The 20,718-nt window shown below is 29.7% G+C and carries 17 protein-coding genes; 2 read left to right on the forward strand and 15 right to left on the reverse strand.

Going from position 1 to position 20,718, the window contains the following annotated elements; all coding sequences use genetic code 11:
* Positions 1–53: 53 nt before the first annotated feature.
* The 15 genes from argH to R3342_RS07455 form a co-directional block, all read right to left on the reverse strand.
* Positions 54–1,334, reverse strand: a complete 1,281-nt coding sequence (gene argH / locus R3342_RS07385; protein ID WP_318939384.1) for an argininosuccinate lyase — start codon at positions 1,332–1,334, stop codon at positions 54–56.
* 2 nt (positions 1,335–1,336) lie between these two features.
* Complete coding sequence (locus R3342_RS07390; RefSeq protein WP_318939385.1) at positions 1,337–2,395, reverse strand: M20 family metallo-hydrolase; 1,059 nt, start codon at positions 2,393–2,395, stop codon at positions 1,337–1,339.
* Positions 2,395–3,180, reverse strand: coding sequence for an acetylglutamate kinase (gene argB, locus R3342_RS07395; RefSeq protein WP_318939386.1), 786 nt, complete (start codon positions 3,178–3,180; stop codon positions 2,395–2,397). Before argB ends, R3342_RS07390 begins: the two co-directional genes overlap by 1 nt.
* The gene (locus R3342_RS07400) at positions 3,173–4,123 is read right to left on the reverse strand and encodes an N-acetylornithine carbamoyltransferase (RefSeq protein ID WP_318939387.1); all 951 of its coding nucleotides are present in this window, start codon (positions 4,121–4,123) and stop codon (positions 3,173–3,175) included. The genes argB and R3342_RS07400 overlap by 8 nt, the downstream gene beginning before the upstream one ends.
* Positions 4,116–5,246 (reverse strand): aspartate aminotransferase family protein, encoded by a 1,131-nt coding sequence (locus tag R3342_RS07405; RefSeq protein WP_318939388.1) that lies wholly within the window; start codon positions 5,244–5,246, stop codon positions 4,116–4,118. Before R3342_RS07405 ends, R3342_RS07400 begins: the two co-directional genes overlap by 8 nt.
* Before the next feature lie 10 nt (positions 5,247–5,256).
* Complete coding sequence (gene proC, locus R3342_RS07410) at positions 5,257–6,048, reverse strand: pyrroline-5-carboxylate reductase (RefSeq protein WP_318939389.1); 792 nt, start codon at positions 6,046–6,048, stop codon at positions 5,257–5,259.
* A 10-nt stretch (positions 6,049–6,058) separates the two neighbouring features.
* The gene (gene argC / locus R3342_RS07415; protein ID WP_318939390.1) at positions 6,059–7,036 is read right to left on the reverse strand and encodes an N-acetyl-gamma-glutamyl-phosphate reductase; all 978 of its coding nucleotides are present in this window, start codon (positions 7,034–7,036) and stop codon (positions 6,059–6,061) included.
* Positions 7,033–8,220, reverse strand: a complete 1,188-nt coding sequence (locus tag R3342_RS07420; RefSeq protein WP_318939391.1) for an argininosuccinate synthase — start codon at positions 8,218–8,220, stop codon at positions 7,033–7,035. Before R3342_RS07420 ends, argC begins: the two co-directional genes overlap by 4 nt.
* Position 8,221: 1 nt before the next feature.
* Positions 8,222–8,839 (reverse strand): GNAT family N-acetyltransferase, encoded by a 618-nt coding sequence (locus R3342_RS07425; protein WP_318939392.1) that lies wholly within the window; start codon positions 8,837–8,839, stop codon positions 8,222–8,224.
* Positions 8,840–9,249: 410 nt separating this feature from the next.
* On the reverse strand, positions 9,250–10,512 hold the full coding sequence (gene ilvA / locus R3342_RS07430) for a threonine ammonia-lyase IlvA (RefSeq protein WP_318939393.1): 1,263 nt from the start codon (positions 10,510–10,512) through the stop codon (positions 9,250–9,252).
* 13 nt (positions 10,513–10,525) lie between these two features.
* Positions 10,526–12,001 carry a ketol-acid reductoisomerase gene (gene ilvC, locus R3342_RS07435; RefSeq protein WP_318939394.1) on the reverse strand — a complete coding sequence of 492 codons (1,476 nt, stop codon included), beginning with the start codon at positions 11,999–12,001 and terminating at the stop codon, positions 10,526–10,528.
* Positions 12,002–12,016: 15 nt separating this feature from the next.
* Positions 12,017–12,535 carry an acetolactate synthase small subunit gene (gene ilvN / locus R3342_RS07440; RefSeq protein ID WP_318939395.1) on the reverse strand — a complete coding sequence of 173 codons (519 nt, stop codon included), beginning with the start codon at positions 12,533–12,535 and terminating at the stop codon, positions 12,017–12,019.
* 2 nt (positions 12,536–12,537) lie between these two features.
* Positions 12,538–14,271: a biosynthetic-type acetolactate synthase large subunit gene (ilvB, locus tag R3342_RS07445; protein ID WP_318939396.1), complete on the reverse strand. Its 1,734-nt coding sequence runs from the start codon at positions 14,269–14,271 to the stop codon at positions 12,538–12,540.
* 3 nt (positions 14,272–14,274) lie between these two features.
* A complete protein-coding gene (ilvD, locus tag R3342_RS07450) occupies positions 14,275–15,957 on the reverse strand; it encodes a dihydroxy-acid dehydratase (protein WP_318939397.1) in 1,683 nt (560 codons plus the stop codon).
* A 496-nt stretch (positions 15,958–16,453) separates the two neighbouring features.
* A complete protein-coding gene (locus tag R3342_RS07455) occupies positions 16,454–17,998 on the reverse strand; it encodes a hypothetical protein (RefSeq protein WP_318939398.1) in 1,545 nt (514 codons plus the stop codon).
* Positions 17,999–18,148: 150 nt separating this feature from the next.
* On the opposite strand from R3342_RS07455, the gene R3342_RS07460 reads away from it, so the two are divergent.
* Complete coding sequence (locus R3342_RS07460) at positions 18,149–19,324, forward strand: 2-isopropylmalate synthase (RefSeq protein ID WP_318939399.1); 1,176 nt, start codon at positions 18,149–18,151, stop codon at positions 19,322–19,324.
* 14 nt (positions 19,325–19,338) lie between these two features.
* Entirely contained in the window at positions 19,339–20,718 is a 1,380-nt protein-coding gene (gene leuC, locus R3342_RS07465; RefSeq protein ID WP_318939400.1) for a 3-isopropylmalate dehydratase large subunit, read from the forward strand.

The raw sequence follows: 20,718 nt of genomic DNA on the forward strand, positions 1-20,718 counted from the left end.
TGTGCCTTTTGGTTAATTAAGTGCACATTTTTCCAAGCAACTTCTTAATATTTTTATTTGACTAAATTCTTTTTTTTCACTATTTCATCTAAGCATAAATTACTTATACTTCCTTTATGAGTGTGTTTAACTTTTCTATTTGGCTTAAAGCTACCTTCTTGTATGTTTTTACCTACAATTTTATATGCATCTCTAAAAGGAATACCTTCTTGAACTAAATTATTAACCTCCTCAACACTAAATAAATACAAATATTTTTCATCTTCCAAAATATCTTCTTTTACCTGAATATTTTTTAAAGAATAAGTTAGCATTTCTAAACAAGCTTTTAAAGTTGAAAATGATGGAATTAAGCCTTCTTTTAACAGTTGTAAATCTCTATGATAACCACTTGGAAGATTGTTTGTTATCAAAGTAAATTCATATGGTAATGCTTGTAATTTGTTGCATTTTCCTCTAATTAATTCAAAAACATCAGGATTTTTTTTGTGCGGCATTATACTTGATCCTGTTGTTAATTCATCAGGAAAAGAAATAAAATTAAAATTCTGACTCATATACAAACAAATATCCATACTCATTTTTGATAAAGTGCTTGCTACTGAACTTATAGCAAATGCTATTGATTTTTCTAATTTACCTCTTCCCATTTGAGCCGCTACAGAATTAAATTTTAAGGTTTCAAAATTCAATGCTTTAGTTGTAAAATCTCTATCAATTGGAAAAGAGCTTCCATAACCTGCGGCAGAACCTAATGGGTTTTGGTCAGCCACTTTATACGCGGCTTTTAAAAAGTAAATATCATCAATTAAAGTTTCTGCATACGCTGAAAACCATAAACCAAATGAAGATGGCATAGCAATTTGGAAATGTGTATAACCAGGCATTAAAACCGATTTATACTTATCTGCTAACGAAATTAATAAGTCGAAAAGTTCATCAACCTCATCGTTAATTTCATCTAAAGCATCTTTTAAATACAAATGAACATCAACCAAAACCTGATCATTTCTTGAACGTGCTGTATGAATTTTTTTTCCAGTATCTCCTAAATTTTCTGTCAATAAGAACTCTACCTTAGAATGTACATCTTCAAAGGTATCTTCAATACTAAAATTATTATTTTCAATATCTTTTAAAATTGAAGCTAATTCTATTTCTAATAATTCTAATTCTTTCGAAGTTAATAACCCTATACTATGCAACATTTTTGCGTGTGCAATATTACCAATAACATCGTATTTGGCTAAAACTAAATCTAACTCTCTGTCGTTACCAACAGTAAATAAATCTATTTTTTTATCGGTTGAAAATCCTTTTTCCCAAAGTTTCATAATTATAAAATTTCATTTAATATTTTGATGTATAAATCTATTCCTTCTTCAATTTCGTTTACATAAATAAACTCGTCAGCAGTGTGTGAACGCAAACTGTTTCCAGGTCCTAACTTTAAAGAAGGACAACTTAGCACAGCCTGATCCGATAGCGTTGGCGAACCGTATGTTTCTCTTCCTAGTTTTATTCCTGCTCTAACTATTGGATGTTCTTTTGGTATGGATGATGAGTTTAATCGAAGGGATCTTGCAACTACTTCAGATTTTACATTAGCTTGTATAATTTCTAAAGTTTCTTGATTACTATAAGCATCTGTAACCCTAACGTCAACAACATATTTACAATTTGCTGGAATTACATTATGTTGATTTCCAGCATTAATTTGAGTAACCGTCATTTTTACTTTTCCTAATGTTTCCGAAATCTTTGGAAATTCAAAAGTTTGAAACCAATGTATATCTTCAATTGCATTATATATTGCATTATCTACAAATCCGTGAGCCGCATGACCAGATGTTCCTTTAGCTTCACAATCCAAAACCAATAAACCTTTTTCGGCAATTGCCAATTGCATTAAAGTTGGCTCTCCAATAATTGCGAAATTAATTTCAGGAATAATTTTTAACATACTGTTTAAGCCATTTTGACCTGAGCTTTCTTCTTCTGCGGAAGCAACTATAACAAAATTATAGTTTAAATCACTTCTACTATAAAAATACGTAAAGGTTGCTAATAACGAAACCAAACAACCACCTGCATCATTACTTCCTAAACCGTACAATTTTCCATCCATAATTTCAGGATTAAAAGGATCTTTTGTATATCCTTTATTTGGTTTTACCGTATCGTGATGTGAGTTTAATAAAATTGTTTTTTTAGATGTATCAAAAAATAAATTTTTTGCCCAAATATTATGTTTATCACTTTCAAATTTTATATTATGACTTGAAAACCATTGCATTATTAATAATGCTGTTTCATTTTCTTCTCCAGAAAAAGATTGCTTTGAAATTAATTTCTTAAGCAATTCAATGGCTTCGTTTGTTAATTGTTGTATCATTATCTTAAACTTAATGTTGTATATAAATCTGTTGTTTTTTTAATAAGTGATGAATTACCTATTTTAACTTTTTGCACTCCTTTTTTTAATGCATTAAAACAATTATCCATTTTTGGAAGCATTCCATCTGAAATAATATTTTGCTCTATTAACTGTTTATATTTTTGTAGATTAATCTCTTTAATTACAGAATTTTCATCTTCAATACTTGATAAAACACCTTTCAATTCAAACACATAACTTAATTCTACATTAAATAAATTACTCATAGCAATTGCAACCTCTGAAGCAATGGTATCTGCATTTGTATTTAATAATTGACCTTTTTTATCATGTGTAATTGCGCAAAAAACTGGAACAATATTATGCTGTAAAAACATATTTATTGTTTCAGAATTTACTACATCAATATCGCCTGCAAAACCATAATCAACATCTTTTACAATTCGTTTGTTCGCCAAAATACAATTAGCATCTGCACCTGATAATCCAATAGCATTACAATTATTTTGCTGTAAGATTGCTGTAACTTTTTTATTTAACAAACCTGCATAAACCATAGTTACAACTTCTAAATTAGCTTTATCCGTTACTCTTCTGCCGTTAATCATTTTTGGTTTTAACCCCATTTCAGAAGCAATTTCTGTTGCTTTATTTCCGCCTCCATGAATCAAAATTTTAAACCCTTCCAAAACCGAAAAATCTTTTAAAAACGACCGTAAAGCTCCATCATCATTAATAACATTCCCTCCGATTTTAACAATATGTAATTTCTGTTTAGTCATTTTGCTCTAATATTTTTTTCAATACAATTTGTGCTGCATAAGTTCTATTATTTGCTTGCTCAATAACTATTGAATTTTCTGAATCCATAACTTCATCGGTAACTATCACATTTCTTCTAACCGGCAAACAATGCATAAATTTGCCTTTGTTTGTCAATTTCATTTTGTCTGCTGTTATCATCCATTTTGAATCTGTATTTAAAACCTTTCCGTAATTTTTATACGAACTCCAGTTTTTTACGTACACAAAATCTGCATTTTCAAAAGCTTTTTCTTGATTGTATTCTATTGCTGAATTTTTTGTGATTTTTGGATTCAACTCATACCCTTTTGGATGTGTAATTACAAAATTGACATCTTGTAGCTGCATCATTTCAACAAAAGAATTTGCAACTGCATGTGGTAACGCTTTTGGATGTGGCGCCCAAGACAATACAACTTTAGGTTTTTTTGTGCTTTTAAATTCTTCAATGGTTATTGCATCTGCCAATGCCTGTAAAGGATGACCAGTAGCACTTTCCATATTTACAACCGGAATATTTGCGTACTTTTTAAAATTATTCAACACAACTTCTGCTTCATCTTTTTCTTTATCCGTTAACGATGCAAACGCTCTAATTGCAACAATATCGCAATATTGAGAAATAACTTTTGCAGCTTCTTTTACGTGTTCCGATTTATTTTTATTCATTACAATTCCATCTTCAAACTCTAACTGCCAGCCTTCATTTGTAAAGTTCATTACTACTACATCCATTCCTAAATTTATTGCTGCCTTTTGTGTACTTAACCTAGTTCTTAAACTAGCATTAAAAAACAATAACACTATCGTTTTATTCTCTCCGAGTTTTTTAAATTTTCTAGGATTATCTTTTAAATCGATAGCCTCTTTTATAGTAGATTTAAGATTATCTATATCCGATATTTTTAAAAAATTATTCATTTAACAACTCTTTTAAAGCATTTATAAATTGATTTATTTGCGTTTTTGTAATAGACAATGGAGGTAAAATTCTCAATAACTTTTTGTTGTTTGAACCTCCAGTAAAAATGTGTTTGTCAAAAATTAGTTTTTCCCTTAATTCTCTAACTTCAAAATCGAATTCAATTCCTAACATTAATCCTTTACCTTTAACTTTTTTAACTTTTGGAACATTTTTTATTGCCTCTAAAAAATAGTTTGAAACTTCTTTTACGTTAGTAAGTAAATTTTCTTTTTCCAAAATATCCAATACTGAAATTGCCGCTGAACAAGCTAAATGATTTCCTCCAAAAGTAGTTCCCAACATTCCGAATTTAGCTTTGTATTTATCAGAAATTAACACACCTCCAATTGGAAAACCATTAGCCATTCCTTTAGCTGTAGTAATAATATCTGGTTGGATATTATGATGCTGAAAAGCAAAAAACTGTCCGCTTCTTCCATAACCTGACTGAATTTCATCTAATATCAAAAGCACTCCATTTTGGTTACACACTTTTTCCAAATTTTTAAAAAATTCTGTAGTTCCTTCGTCTAAGCCTCCAACACCTTGAATTCCTTCAATAATTACAGCTGCCACATCGTCTTTCTGAAGTTCTTGAGTTACTAATTTTATATCATTCAATGGTAAAAAAGTAACTTCTTGTTGTAAATTAATTGGTGCATTTATTGAGTAATTATCCGTAACAGCCACAGCAGCAGAAGTTCGTCCATGAAAAGCATTGTTAAACGAGATTATTCTACTTTTTCCAGTTGTAAATGATGCTAATTTTAATGCATTTTCATTAGCTTCAGCACCTGAATTACACAGAAATAAATTATAATTTTCACAACTTGATAATTCACCTAATTTATGAGCTAATTCTACTTGTAATGGATTTTGAATAGAGTTAGAATAAAACCCAATTTTACTTAACTGATTAGATAACATTTTTACGTAATGTGGATGTGCATGTCCAATTGAAATAACACCATGACCACCATATAAATCCAAATATTTTGTATTATTTTCATCCCAAACATAAGCTCCTACTGCTTTTACAGGAGTTACATTATACAAAGGATACACTTTAAATAATTCCATATTGATTAATTTAAATCTGATTAATTTTTTCGAAAGAAGTTACTAATCCTTTTATTAAAGAAGAACTTAAACCTTGATGTTCCATTTCATTTAACCCTGAAATAGTACAACCACTTGGTGTAGTAACTTTATCAATTTCTTCTTCAGGATGATTTCCTGATTCAGTTAGTAAACTAGCTGCGCCCAAACAAGTTTGTACTGCTAACTTTTGAGCTTCTTTTGTATCAAAACCCAATTGAATTGCGCCTTGTGTAGTTGCTCTAATCAAACGCATCCAAAAAGCAATACCGCTAGCACAAATTACTGTAGCTGCTTGCATTAATTTTTCTTCAATAAGTAACGTTTTCCCTAAAGCATTAAAAATAGAGGTTACCTCATTAAATTTTAACTGTCCTTTTTGATTAGCACACAAACAAGTCATAGATTCGGATACTGCAATAGCTGTATTTGGCATGCTTCTTACAATGGCAATATCACTCCCAATAACTTTTTCAATTTCTTTAATTTCTCTTCCTGTTATTACTGAAACTACGGTATGTTTTGTAGGATTTAAATACGTTTTAATTTCTTTTAAAACTGTATTTAATTGTTTAGGTTGAACGGCAAGTAAAATTATTTCTGAATGTTTTACTGCGTCAATATTGCTTACAGTTATTTTAACTTTCGGAGTGTTTTCCCAAATAGAAAGTTCTGCTATTTTTCGTTTTGTTAAATATAATGATTGTAATTTTACATTGTTATTTACAATTCCACTAGCTATTGATTTTCCTAAATTTCCTGTTCCTATTATTGCTATTTTCATAAGTGATTTTTTAAAATGAAGATGCTTTTAATTGTAACCCTTCCGTTTCATTAAATCCAAACATTAAATTCATATTTTGAATTGCTTGTCCTGAAGCCCCTTTTAATAAATTATCTATTACAGAGGTAATTAATAATGTATTTTTATATTTTTCTAAATGAAGAAAACAATTATTTGTATTTACCACTTGTTTTAAATGAATTGGAGTTTTAGAAATATGCGTAAATGGAGCTTCTTTATAAAAATCATCAAAAAGTTTATAAGCAACCTCTATATCTTTATCAAATTCTAAATACACTGAAGCAAAAATTCCTCTACTAAAATTTCCTCTATTTGGTATAAAAAATAATTCTTTTGAAAAACTTTTTTGAAGTGATTCTATACTTTCCTCTATTTCGCCTAAATGCTGATGTGTAAATGCTTTATACACTGAAAAATTATTATCCCTCCAACTAAAATGTGTTGTTTCACTTGGCGAAACTCCTGCTCCGGTAGAACCAGTTGTTGCATTAATATGAATAGTGTTTTTTAATAAATTATCAGCAGCAAGTGGTAATAATGCCAATTGAATTGCTGTAGCAAAACAACCTGGATTTGCAATATTATTGGCGCTTTTTATGGTTTCTTTTTTCAATTCAGGTAAGCCGTAAACAAAGTTTTTCTCTTGAAAAAAAGCATCCTTTTTCAGCCTAAAATCATTACTTAAATCAATAATTTTAGTGTTTTCTGAAAACTTATATTCTTCTAAAAACTTTTTAGAATTTCCATGACCTAAACATAAAAAAAGTACATCTACTTTTGAATTGATAGAATCTGTAAATTTCAAATTAATTAAACCCAATAAATCTTGATGCACCTCATAAATATTATTTCCAGCATTTGACGTACTATACACAAAATCTAACTCAACTTTTGAGTGATGCACCAACAATCTAATTAATTCTCCAGCGGTATAACCTGCTCCGCCAACTATTCCAACTTTAATCATAACTCTGAATTTACACTGTGATAAATTTTATTTGCTGTACCCATAATTTTAATAAAACCTTTTGCATCATCTGCAGTCCATGATTTATTAGTTTCGCCATATTCTCCAAATTTAGATTTCATTAAATCGTGTTTAGATGCTATTCCATTTAAACTAAAGTGATATGGCTTTAGGGTTATATAAACTTCACCTGTAACTGTTTTTTGAGAATCTTCTAAAAAAGCTTCTATATTTCGCATTACAGGTTCAAAATATTGACCTTCATGTAATAACATTCCATACCAACTTGCTAGTTGCTCTTTTAAGTTCTGTTGCCATTTAGACAATACATGTTTTTCTAATAAATGATGAGCTTTTATAGTTAAAACAGCTGCTGCAGCTTCAAAACCAACCCTTCCTTTTATACCAACAATAGTGTCTCCTACATGAATATCTCTACCAATTGCGTATTTTGAAGCAATTTCTTCTAACTTTAAAATAATATTTACCGAAGCATCAAATTCATCATTTAAACCAATAAGCTCTCCTTTTTTAAAGTGAAGTTTAATATCTGTTGGTTTCGTTTTTTCTAACTGACTTGGATATGCTTCTTCTGGTAAAGCCTGATGAGAAGTTAAAGTTTCTACACCTCCAACACTAGTTCCCCAAATTCCTTTATTAATTGAATATTTTGCTTTTTCCCAAGAGTAATCTACACCACACTTTTTTAAATACGTTATTTCTTCTTGTCGAGATAATTTTAAATCTCTAATTGGGGTTATAATTTCAATTTCAGGAGCAATAGTTTGAAAAATCATATCAAATCGTACTTGATCGTTTCCTGCTCCTGTACTACCATGAGCTATAAATTTCGCTCCAATTTCTTTTGCATATTTTACAACTTCAATAGCTTGAAAAACCCTTTCGGCACTTACAGAAAGTGGATACGTATTATTTTTTAACACATTTCCAAAAACCATATATTTAATAGCTTTTTGATAATATGTTTCCAAAATATTTTTATTTATATGAGAAGTAACTCCCATTTTATATGCTTTCTCTTCTACTGCTTTCAATTCATTGGCTGTAAAACCACCTGTGTTTACTAAAGCGCTGTGCACTTCTAAGTTTAATTCGTTTTGTAAATATTTAACGCAATAGGAAGTATCTAAACCTCCGCTATATGCTACTACTACTTTTTCCATTTTATTTTTTCTTTTTATTAAGAAATAATGCTTGTTTTATTTTTTTAAGTCTGCTTAAAACTTTTGAGTTATATTTATGTTTTTTGATGTTTTTTTCGTGTTTTGGATCGTATAGCATTCCTGTGCATAAACACATTTTTTTATTAGTACGCATTAAAACGTCGTAATTTTTACAAGTTTTACAACCGTTCCAAAAAGCTTCATCTGCAGTTAGTTCTGAAAAAGTAACTGGTTGATATCCTAATTCGTAATTAATTTTTAATACTGCCAAACCTGTTGTAATTCCAAAAATTTTAGCTTCAGGATATTTTTCTTTAGAATATTCTAATATTTTGGTTTTTATCTTTTTAGCCAATCCTTGATTTCTAAAATCTGGATGAACTATAAGTCCGGAATTAACTACAAACGATTTATTATCCCAAACTTCTATATAACAAAATCCTGCAAAAACATTTTCATACAACGCAATAACTGCATCGCCATTTATAATTTTTTTAGTGATGTATTCTGGTGTTCTTTGCGCAATTCCAGTTCCACGAACTTTTGCTGATTCTTCAATAGTATCGCAAATTTGTTGTGCAAATTTTATATGTGATTTGTTAGCTATAACAACTTTCATTGCTTAGTTTTTATATTAAATAAAATTTTTATTGATTTTTTTAGATTGGAAAACGAACGCATCGTTTTCGATAAAATATTACGCCCTTACGGGGCGACGGCGAGTAAAAAAGCGCACAACAATACTATCAGAACTAAATAAATTCAGTTTTAAAAAAGATAATTTGTTAAAGGATTGTTGCAAAATAAAAATGGTAAAATGAAAATTAATAAACTGTTTTTTTTAATCGATTGTGTTAGCGCACACAGCGATAAAGCCTAAAAAAATGGCTGGGAGTATTAACAGTTATATGTGTATTATTTATTTTCATTACCGCAATAGTACATTAAAAATTTAATATACGAGTTCAGATGTTAAATAATTAACAAATGTTTAGTATTTTGTTATATAAATAACTTTTAGACTTTGCTCTAAACCAAAAATTGAAAAAGTGAAGGCTTATCGTTTAAATATTCTCCTAAAAACCCTTTTTCTTCCATTCTTGCCACTAAAGGTTTAAAATCTGAAGGAGATTCTAGCTCAATTCCAACCACCGCAGGACCTTTATCTCTATTGTGTTTTTTAGTATATTCAAAGTACGAAATATCATCTTTTTCCCCTAAAACATCAACTACAAATTCTTTTAACGCACCTGCTCTTTGAGGAAATTTGATTATAAAATAATGCTTTAATCCTTGATATAATAACGCTCGTTCTTTCATTTCTTCCATTCGTGTAATATCATTATTTCCACCACTTACTACACAAACAATAGTTTTATTTTTTATTTCTTCTTTATATTTTTCAAGTGCAGCAATAGACAAAGCTCCAGCAGGTTCAATAACTAAAGCATTTTCATTATATACTTTTAAAATAGTACTGCAAATTAAACCTTCACTAATAGTTTTTGCATCATCTAATAAATTTTTACAAAAATCAAAAGTGATATCACCCATTTTTTTTACAGCTGCGCCATCCACAAATTTATCAATTCTTTGCAATGCAGTATTTTTATTATTTTTTAAAGAAGTTGTTAATGATGGAGCTCCTTTTGGCTCTACTCCAATTATTTTAGTGTTTGGACTTAAAGACTTAAAAACACTAGAAACTCCCGATGCTAATCCACCGCCGCCAACAGGTAAAAACAAATAATCAATTTTAGATTTGCTATCATTTAAAATTTCTAAACCTACTGTACCTTGACCAGCAATAACATCTACATCATTAAACGGATGTACAAAAGTGCTATCGTTTTGTTTGCAAAAATCATCTGCAGCTTGCTGACTATCATCAAAGCTATCACCAGTTAATCTAATATCTACATAATTTTCACCAAACATTTTTACCTGATCTATCTTTTGATGCGGTGTAGTAACTGGCATAAAAATAGTTCCTTTAACTTTTAGTTCTTTACAAGCAAAAGCTACTCCTTGTGCGTGATTTCCTGCGCTAGCACAAACAATTCCATTTGTTAACTCTTCTTTTTTTAAACCTTGAATTTTATTAAAAGCACCTCTAATTTTATACGAACGAACCTGTTGTAAATCTTCTCGTTTAAAGAAAATATTAGCTTGATATTGTTCTGAAAAATTTTTCATAAATAGTAAAGGAGTTTGGGTTACAACTCCTTTAATATTTTGTTTTGCTTTATAAATTTTTTCTAAAGAAATACTATTTTTTTTTACTGTTTGCATACAAAAAGTTAAATTAATTTAGTTTCTTCATTGCCGTCATAGAGGCTCTTAAATCGTAACCAACAATTTCAATTTCATGAAATCTAATTGCTTCATTTACCGCAATCAACTCTTCATTATCTACCTGGTTATCAGTGCTATTATTGTAATTTTCACCAATTACGTTAGAGTCAATTTTATTCATAAAATCACTTAAAAGCGGTTTACAAGCATGGTCAAATAAATAACAACCATATTCTGCTGTGTCTGAAATAATTCTATTCATTTCATACAATTTTTTACGGGCAATTGTATTGGCAATTAAAGGCACTTCATGCAAAGATTCATAATAAGCAGATTCTTCTTTAATACCAGCTTCCGTCATTGTTTCAAATGCTAATTCAACGCCAGACTTTACAAAAGCAATCATTAAAGTTGCATTATCAAAATACGTTTGCTCTTTAATTTCATCAGAAGTTGAAGGCGTTTTTTCAAAAGCTGTTTCTCCTGTTTCCGCTCTCCATTTCAATAAATTTTTATCATTATTATTCCAATCTTCCATCATAGTTTTGGAAAACTCTCCACTCATAATATCATCCATATGCTTTTGAAAAAGTGGACGCATAATTTGTTTTAATTCTTCAGATAATTGGAAAGCTTTTATTTTAGCAGGATTAGATAAACGATCCATCATATTGGTTATTCCTCCATGTTTTAATGCTTCAGTTACCGTTTCCCATCCATTTTGAATTAATTTAGAGGCAAAACCAGCTTCAACATTTTTCTGTAACATTTTATCAAACATTAAAATAGATGCTGTTTGTAATACGCCACATAAAATGGTTTGTTCTCCCATTAAATCTGATTTCACTTCTGCTACAAACGAGGAGTGTAATACACCTGCTTTATCTCCTCCAGTTGCTACAGCATATGCTTTTGCAATATCAAATCCATCTCCATTTGGGTCATTTTCAGGATGTACAGCAATTAAGGTTGGAACTCCAAACCCTCTTTTATATTCTTCTCTAACTTCCGATCCTGGCGACTTTGGCGCAACCATAATAACAGTAATATCTTCCCGTATTTGCATACCTTCCTCAACAATATTAAATCCGTGTGAATACGAAAGTGTTGCTCCTTTTTTCATTAAAGGCATTACCGCATTAATTACAGGTGTATGTTGTTTGTCGGGTGTTAAATTAATTACTAAATCAGCTGTTGGAATCATTTCGTTGTAATTCCCTACTTTAAATCCATTTTTAGAAGCGTTTTTATAAGAATCTCGTTTTTCATTAATTGCAGAATCTCGTAAAGCATAGGAAATATCTAAACCTGAATCGCGCATATTTAATCCTTGATTTAATCCTTGCGCACCACAACCTACAATTACAATTTTTTTACCTTTTAATTTTTGAACTCCATCTTCAAATTCAGAAGCTTCCATAAATTCACAAGTCCCTAATTGTTCAAGTTTTAAACGAAGTGGAAGCGTATTAAAATAATTTTTCATTTTATTTCTTAATTTCTAATTTTCTATTAATAATTCTGATATAGCCATTTTTGGACGGGTAATTGCTATTCTTCCCGACCGTACAAATTGTAACAACCCATATGGTTTTAATTTTTCATACATATTATCAATATCTTCTTTTAAACCTGAAGCTTCAATTACAAACCAACGTTCTGTTATGGTAACTATTTGTGCTCTTCTAAATTTTAATTTATTCTGAATATTTTCATCGTATAAATATTCATTTGATAATTTAAACATTGCTGTTTCTTGATAAATAATTTCATCTTCTGTATGATAAAATGCACCTATTACCTCAATTTGTTTTTCTAGTTGACCAACAACTTTTTTTATTTGTATTTCTGTTACAATAACCACAAACGTAAACCGATGTACATGCTCAATTTCAGATTTACTTACCGTCATACTTTCAATATTAATATGTCTTTTCAAAAATATTGCTGAAAGACGATTTAATATTCCAATATTATTTTCGGTATAAACCGATACTGTAAATTTTTTATTTTCTTCCATAATTAACTTAATCTTATATCTGAAACGCTTGCTCCTGTTGGTATCATAGGGAAAATATTATCTTCTTTTTCTATAACAACTTCTAAAAAGTAAGAAGATTTTGAAGCTATCATTTTTTGAATTGCAGAATTCAAATCTCCTCTGCTTTCCACCCTATTTGCCTCAATTCCGTATCCTTCTGCAATTTTTACAAAATCAGGATTTGTCATAATAGTTGATGCATATCGTTTATCAAAAAATAACTCTTGCCATTGACGTACCATTCCTAAAAAACTATTATTTAATACTACAATTTTAACCGCAACATTGGTTTGCAAAATAGTTCCTAACTCTTGAATTGTCATTTGGTAACCTCCATCACCAATTACTGCAATTACTTCTCTATTTGGTTGTCCCATTTTTGCGCCTATAGCTGCCGGTAAGGCAAAACCCATTGTACCTAAGCCACCTGAAGTAACATTACTTCTGGTAGTTATAAAATCGGCATAACGGCATGCAAACATTTGATGTTGGCCAACATCAGAAACTATAATTGCATCTCCTTTAGTTTCTTTATTGATTTTATTAACTACTTCTCCCATAGTCAATCCATTTTTGGTTGGATTAAACTGATTTTTGATAATAGTTTCGTATTCTATTTGGTATAATTTAGTAAATTCATTCAACCAATTTTTATGATTTCCTTTATCTACAAATTTCAAAATTTCAGTAAGAGTTTCTTTAACGTTTCCTATGACCGCAACATCTGTTTTCACATTTTTGTCTATTTCCGAAGGATCAATTTCAAAGTGAATAATTTTAGCTTGTTTAGCATACGTATTTAAATTTCCTGTAACTCTATCATCAAAGCGCATCCCAATAGCTATTAAAACATCACACTCATTGGTTAAAACATTGGGAGCATAGTTACCATGCATCCCAACCATACCAACATTTAATCTGTGCTTGGTTTCTAATGCCGATAATCCAAGCACTGTGGAAGCAGAAGGAATATCCGTTTTTTCAATAAAGTCTTTAAATTCTTTTTCCGATTTTCCTAAAATTACTCCTTGACCCCAAACAATAAAAGGTTTTTTTGCATTATTAATTAAATTAGCCGCTTCTTGTATTTTTTCAATATTTAATTTTGGAACTGCTTTATAGCTTCTAATTTTTTCACACTTTTTATACGAAAAATCAACTTCTTCAAATTGTGCATCTTTAGTAATATCCACTAAAACTGGACCTGGACGACCAGATTTTGCTATATAAAATGCTTTAGCAAGTATTTCTGGTATTTCACTTGCTTTAGTAATTTGATAATTCCATTTGGTAACTGGAGTTGAAATACCCACAATATCCGTTTCTTGAAAAGCATCTGAGCCTAATAAATGAGATGCTACTTGACCCGTTATACAAACCAAAGGTGTAGAATCTATTTGCGCATCGGCAATACCTGTAACTATATTAGTGGCTCCAGGTCCTGAAGTTGCAAAAACTACTCCAGTTTTTCCTGTTACACGAGCAAAACCTTGAGCTGCATGAGTTGCGCCTTGTTCATGACGAGTTAATACATGATGTAATTGGTTTTTATATTTAAACAGCTCGTCATAAACTGGCATAATTGCGCCTCCTGGATATCCATAAACTAAGTTTACCCCTTCTTCTAACAAGCATTTTATAACTGCCTCAGCTCCTGATATTTTAGTTTTTTTTATCAACTTTTCCGTTTTAATTTCTTTTTTTAAAGTCTCCATACATTAAAATTTATCGGTTACACAACCTTCAGAAGCAGAAGAAACTGTTCTGGCATATTTATAAAGAATTCCTTTTTTATGTTTTAATTCTGGCATCTTCCATTGTACTCTTCTTGCAGCTAATTCATTGGTAGAAAGCAATACATTTATAGTTCTTTTTATGGCATCAATTTCAATTATATCTCCATCTTTAATTAAAGCTATTACCCCTCCATTTTGAGCTTCAGGAGTAATATGCCCCACAACAAAACCGTGTGTTCCACCAGAAAATCTACCATCGGTTATTAAAGCAACCGATTTACCTAAACCAGCTCCCATAATCATTGAAGTAGGTTTTAACATTTCTGGCATTCCAGGAGCACCTTTTGGACCTACATATCTAATTACAATCACATTTCCTTTTTGTACTTTTCCTGCTTTAATACCGTCATTTGCTTCTTGTTCGCTATTAAAAACAACTGCTTTACCTTTATAAGTACTTCCTTCTTTACCACTAATTTTTGCTACAGCACCTTCTGTTGCCAAATTGCCAAATAGAATTTGAATATTTCCTGAAGGTTTTAATGGATTAGTAGTTGGATGAATAACTTGTTGGTCTTCTTCAAATGTTAGTGGTTTTACATTTTCTAAATTTTCAGCTAATGTTTTTCCTGTTACTGTTAAACAATCGCCATGTAAAAATCCTTTATCTAATAAATATTTCATTACAGCCGGAGTTCCACCTATACTGTGCACATCTTCCATTAAGTATTCTCCACTAGGTTTTAAATCTGCTATTAATGGAGTTCTATCACTTACTCTCTGAAAATCATCTAAAGTAAATTCTATGTTTGCAGCATGGGCAATAGCTAAATAATGAAGTACTGCGTTAGTAGATCCACCCAAAGCGTTGACTAGAGCCACAGCGTTTTCTAATGATTTTTTTGTGATGATATCTAACGGTTTTAAATCTAATTCTAATAAATTTCTAATCGCAGATGCTACTCGTTCACTTTCTGATTCTTTTGAAGGGTTTTCTGCTGGAATTGAAGAATTATAGGGCAACGAAAAACCTAAAGCTTCTATAGATGAAGCCATAGTATTTGCGGTATACATTCCGCCACAAGCTCCTGCTCCTGGAATAGCATTTTTTATAATTTGTTTATATTCTTCTTCTGAAATTTCTCCTGCTATTTTTTTCCCTAATGCTTCAAATGCAGAAACAATATTTAACTTTTGACCTTTATAATTTCCTGAAGCTATAGTTCCTCCATAAACCATTAATGATGGTCTGTTTAGTCTAAGCATAGCCATTATAGCTCCTGGCATATTTTTATCGCAGCCAACTACGGTTACTAATCCATCATAACTTTGAGCATTCATAACAATTTCAATAGAATCGGCAATAATATCACGAGAAGGTAAAGAATAGTTCATTCCTGAAGTTCCCATAGAAATTCCATCACTTACTCCAATAGTATTAAAAACTAATCCAACTTGATCTTTTTGATTTACTTGCTGTTTAATTTCATCTGCCAACTTATTTAAGTGCATATTGCATGTATTACCTTCATAACCTGTACTTGCAATACCTATTTGAGGTTTTTTCATATCCGCATCTGATAACCCTACACCGTATAACATTGCTTGTGCAGCAGGTTGGGTTTCATCTTGAGTTACTCTTTTACTATATTTATTTAATTGCATTATTAATTTTGAATTTATATGTATTGTCTTTATCAATTATTTGGCAAGCAGCAAATTTAACTTCTAGCTATGCCTTTTATATTTATTAATTTATTTTTCTACAACATCCACTTTGCTTATTTTTTATTTATTATACTGTATATTAAATATTTATAACTATTATTTTTACTATGATAACCGCAATAAAAAAGCCTGTATTTAATTAGATACAGGCTTTTTTTATGGTATTAAAAACTTGCATCAACTTATTACATTAATAATAATGACTTTAATTAAAATGATATTTTCTACTATTCTATTTCGCATTTTTTTGAAATAAAAAAACCTTCCTAAAAATTGTAGGAAGGTTTTTAAAAATTGTATTTTTTTAAATATTGTTCCTACTTTCCGTGTGAAATAATCACAGAAATTTGAATAGAAATAATATTTATAATTTGTGTTCTCATATATTTATACGACAAATATGAACTATTTTTTTGAAAATAAAAATAATTTTTTACTTATTTAAAAATTTTGCTTTTTGTCTAATTATTTGTTCAACCGTTTTATTTTCAATTTTACTTTCAAGCCACGAAATGATATCTAGATATAAAAATGCTCTTTTTTCGTATGGATGATTTTCTAATGTTTTTAACTCTTCATTTAATTCTATAAATGCCTTTTTTAAATCCTGCGGATATATTTTGCTTAATTTTTTTAAAAACGAAATCATTTTACGTTGCACTTGTTGCAAATTATTCATTTTAAGTAAAAATTTATAGGTAGACACTATTAAGGCTTCAATATTAAAATCGATTCCTGCATCATAGTGAGCAACTAAATTTAAAATTCTTGAAAAGCAGAGCAAATCTTCACGCATTTTTAATTCCTTATTGCTAATAATTTTATTTAAATAGTAAATACATAATTTATAATCTCCTGCTCCAAAATACATGGATGCAATTTTATAGTAAAAAACCATGATATGATGTGCATCTATTATAGCATGGTATTTTGGAATTTCATTTATTAAAAAAGATACAAATGGTAATCCTTTAGTAAACTTTCCTTCCAAAAAATATTGATTAAGTTTATTATGATTATAATATAAAAACACCAATGATTTTGTGTTTTCATTCATTGCAATTAACTCATTATCAATTTCATATTCTAGCTTATTAAAAACTTCTATAAATTTTGTTTTGTGTTTCGCTAAATAAAGTGATTCTAATAAATAATTTATTCCTTTTAAATAAAAAACCGGATTTTGAAGTTTCATATTAGGCTCTTCATCAAATAAATCTACCCATTTTTGTGAATATTTATAACTATTTACAAAATCTTGTAAAATTAAATGATACCACAAATAAGCTTTATACAAAAAAAGTTTTTCTTTAAAACTTAGTTCTGAAATTTCATACGAAGGAAGGCGTTTTTTAAAATAATTAGTAACAAATAAAACATCATCGTTATTTTTTACATAGCCTTGCTTTAACAATAAACTATATAATTGTAATGACAAATTTGATAATTTACTACTTCTGGCATTTTTAATGTTTAATTTTTTAGCTTGTTTAGAAAGTTCTTCAGCTCTATTACTTAAACTACGCGTAATATATTGAGATTCAATTACTTTTTCAAATTCTACAATTTCAAAAGCTAAATTATTTTCACTATTTAAAATAGCTATTTCTTTTGCCTTTTCTAATATTTTCAAACTTTGCTTATATAATCCTTTGCTATATAAAATGGCAGCAAAATCAAATTGTTCTCTAATATGAGCTCTAATATTTTGATGTACAGGATTTAATCTAAGGCTTATTAAAATCTGTTTATACAAATGTGCTTTCGCATTAGATATTTGCTGTTTTTTTATCGTTGTTTTTTTTAAAATTAGAGGTTCATTATATTCATCCAACTTGTCTAATAAATTAAAAAGCAACATAAAATTAGCTTTTGCATTACCACCTAATCTTCCTGCATAAACTTTAAATTGCCTTTTTTCAGATTTTGAAAGAGACTTAACTAATAAAAAAAGAGTATCATTTTTTTCTATAGCCATTGTAGTAATTTTAATTATATCTATCTAATTATAAAGTAATTATAAATTCAATTTTAAAATTGAACGTAGTATTATTGATTTCTATTTGTACCAAATAAAAAATCTTTACAACTATTTTTGATTTTCAAAAGTGATAAAAAAAAACTACAAATGAGCAAAAACAGCGTTCAAATATTTGACACTACTTTAAGAGATGGAGAGCAAGTACCTGGTTGTAAACTTAATACAGAACAAAAATTACGTATTGCTAAACAACTAGATTTACTTGGTGTAGATGTAATAGAAGCTGGATTTCCAGTTTCGAGTCCGGGAGACTTTGAATCGGTAGTTGCAATTTCAAAGTTAGTTGAAAATGCAACGGTTTGCGCTTTAACAAGAGCTAATAAAAATGATATTGAAGTTGCTGCAAAAGCATTAAAACATGCTAAAAGACCAAGAATCCATACTGGTATTGGAACTTCAGATTGCCATATTATCCACAAATTTAATTCTACAAGAGAAAAAGTAATTGAAAAAGCTATTGAAGCTGTTAGTTATGCAAAAACTTTTGTAGATGATGTAGAATTCTATGCAGAAGATGCTGGTAGAACAGATAATGATTTTTTAGCCAAAGTTTGCGAAGAAGTTATAAAAGCTGGTGCAACCGTTTTAAATATTCCTGATACCACAGGATATTGCCTTCCGGATGAGTATGGTAAAAAGATAAAATATTTAAAAGAAAATGTAAAAGGAATTGAAAACGTAACCCTTTCTTGCCATTGTCATAATGATTTAGGTTTGGCAACTGCAAACGCTATTGCAGGAATACAAAATGGAGCTCGTCAAATTGAATGTACAATTAACGGTATTGGTGAACGTGCTGGAAACACAGCTTTAGAAGAAGTGGTAATGATTTTAAAACAACACGCTCATTTAAATTTAGATACCAATATAAACACCAAATTATTAAATCATACAAGTCAATTGGTGCAACAAAGCATGGGTATGTTTGTTCAGCCTAACAAAGCAATTGTTGGTGAAAATGCGTTTGCTCACAGCTCAGGAATTCATCAAGATGGAGTTATTAAAAATAGAGAAACTTATGAAATTATCAATCCTGAAGATGTTGGCGTTAACACCTCATCAATTGTATTAACTGCAAGAAGTGGAAGAGCAGCTTTGGCTTATCGGGCTAAAAATGTAGGATATAATTTAACTAAAGTTCAATTAGATGTTTTATATCCTGAATTTTTAAAATATGCCGACAATCAAAAAGAAGTTAATGATCAGGATTTACATCAATTAATTTCATCAAAAGACACCTTTAAAAGGAGTGTTAATTTTTAAATTTACTAATTAAAATGTCCAAAACCCTTTTTGATAAAGTTTGGGATTCTCATGTGGTAACCTCCATTAAAAATGGACCCCAAATACTTTATATTGATAAGCATTTAATACATGAAGTTACAAGCCCTCAAGCTTTTACAGAGTTAAAAAGCAGAAACTTACCTCTTTTTAGACCAAAACAAATTATAGCTACAGCAGATCATAATACACCAACAAAAAACCAACATTTACCTGTTAAAGATCTTTTATCTAAAAATCAATTAGAACAATTAACGGTAAATTGTAAAGAAAACAATGTTGAACTTTATGGTTTAGGTCACCAAAACAATGGAATTGTTCATGTAATAGCTCCTGAATTAGGAATTACACAACCTGGAATGACTATAGTTTGTGGTGATAGCCATACATCAACTCATGGAGCATTTGGTACTATTGCTTTTGGCATTGGTACTAGTCAAGTTGCTCAAGTATTTGCTAGTCAATGTATTCTTGCTGAAAAACCTAAAACCATGCGTATTTCTATTCATGGAAAATTACAAAAAAGTGTACTTCCTAAAGATGTTATTTTATATATAATTGCAAAATTAGGCACTAATGTTGGTACTGGTTATTTTGTAGAATATGCTGGAGATGTGTTTGAAAATATGAGTATGGAAGGAAGAATGACCGTTTGTAATATGAGTATTGAAATGGGAGCCCGAGGAGGATTAATTGCTCCTGATAAAACTACTTATGAATATATTAAAGGAAGGAAATTTGCTCCAAAAGGAAAAGATTTAGAAGAGAAAATATCTTATTGGGAAAGTTTAAAAACAGATAAAAATGCTGTTTTTGATGCAGAATTTTCTTTTAATGCAGAAGATATTTCACCAATGATAACTTTCGGAACTAATCCAGGAATGGGTATAAAAATTTCTGAAAATATTCCAAAAAGTAATGATGCTTCCTTTAAAAATTCATTAAAATATATGGATTTTGATGAAGGTCAATCTATTTTAAACACTCCTATAAATTATGTTTTCATAGGAAGCTGTACCAATTCAAGAATTGAAGATTTTAGAGTAGCAGCTAGTTTTATAAAAGGCAAACAAAAAGCAAATAATGTAACTGCATTACTTGTTCCTGGTTCGCAAATGGTTGTAAAACAATTAAAAGATGAAGGTTTAGATGTTATTTTTGAAAATGCCGGATTTGAACTTAGACAACCTGGATGCTCAGCATGCTTGGCAATGAATGACGATAAAATTCCTAGTGGAGAATATTGTGTATCCACTTCAAATAGAAATTTTGAAGGACGACAAGGTCCAGGTTCAAAAACATTATTAGCAAGCCCATTAATTGCGGCAAGTGTTGCAATAGCTGGAAAAGTTGTGGATATCTCAAAATTAATTTAA

Source organism: Lutibacter sp. (assembly GCF_033723435.1).
Classification (GTDB): domain Bacteria; phylum Bacteroidota; class Bacteroidia; order Flavobacteriales; family Flavobacteriaceae; genus Lutibacter.

Excerpts from the sequence above, each read along its gene's own strand:
- R3342_RS07455 (WP_318939398.1), bottom strand. The coding sequence starts at position 17,998 with ATGGCTATAGAAAAAAATGATACTCTTTTTTTATTAGTTAAGTCTCTT.
- ilvC (WP_318939394.1), bottom strand. The coding sequence starts at position 12,001 with ATGAAAAATTATTTTAATACGCTTCCACTTCGTTTAAAACTTGAACAA.
- argH (WP_318939384.1), bottom strand. The coding sequence starts at position 1,334 with ATGAAACTTTGGGAAAAAGGATTTTCAACCGATAAAAAAATAGATTTA.
- argB (WP_318939386.1), bottom strand. The coding sequence starts at position 3,180 with ATGACTAAACAGAAATTACATATTGTTAAAATCGGAGGGAATGTTATT.
- R3342_RS07420 (WP_318939391.1), bottom strand. The coding sequence starts at position 8,220 with ATGGAAAAAGTAGTAGTAGCATATAGCGGAGGTTTAGATACTTCCTAT.
- argC (WP_318939390.1), bottom strand. The coding sequence starts at position 7,036 with ATGATTAAAGTTGGAATAGTTGGCGGAGCAGGTTATACCGCTGGAGAA.
- R3342_RS07400 (WP_318939387.1), bottom strand. The coding sequence starts at position 4,123 with ATGAATAATTTTTTAAAAATATCGGATATAGATAATCTTAAATCTACT.
- R3342_RS07390 (WP_318939385.1), bottom strand. The coding sequence starts at position 2,395 with ATGATACAACAATTAACAAACGAAGCCATTGAATTGCTTAAGAAATTA.
- R3342_RS07425 (WP_318939392.1), bottom strand. The coding sequence starts at position 8,839 with ATGAAAGTTGTTATAGCTAACAAATCACATATAAAATTTGCACAACAA.
- ilvD (WP_318939397.1), bottom strand. The coding sequence starts at position 15,957 with ATGCAATTAAATAAATATAGTAAAAGAGTAACTCAAGATGAAACCCAA.
- leuC (WP_318939400.1), top strand. The coding sequence starts at position 19,339 with ATGTCCAAAACCCTTTTTGATAAAGTTTGGGATTCTCATGTGGTAACC.
- ilvB (WP_318939396.1), bottom strand. The coding sequence starts at position 14,271 with ATGGAGACTTTAAAAAAAGAAATTAAAACGGAAAAGTTGATAAAAAAA.
- ilvN (WP_318939395.1), bottom strand. The coding sequence starts at position 12,535 with ATGGAAGAAAATAAAAAATTTACAGTATCGGTTTATACCGAAAATAAT.
- ilvA (WP_318939393.1), bottom strand. The coding sequence starts at position 10,512 with ATGCAAACAGTAAAAAAAAATAGTATTTCTTTAGAAAAAATTTATAAA.
- proC (WP_318939389.1), bottom strand. The coding sequence starts at position 6,048 with ATGAAAATAGCAATAATAGGAACAGGAAATTTAGGAAAATCAATAGCT.
- R3342_RS07460 (WP_318939399.1), top strand. The coding sequence starts at position 18,149 with ATGAGCAAAAACAGCGTTCAAATATTTGACACTACTTTAAGAGATGGA.
- R3342_RS07405 (WP_318939388.1), bottom strand. The coding sequence starts at position 5,246 with ATGGAATTATTTAAAGTGTATCCTTTGTATAATGTAACTCCTGTAAAA.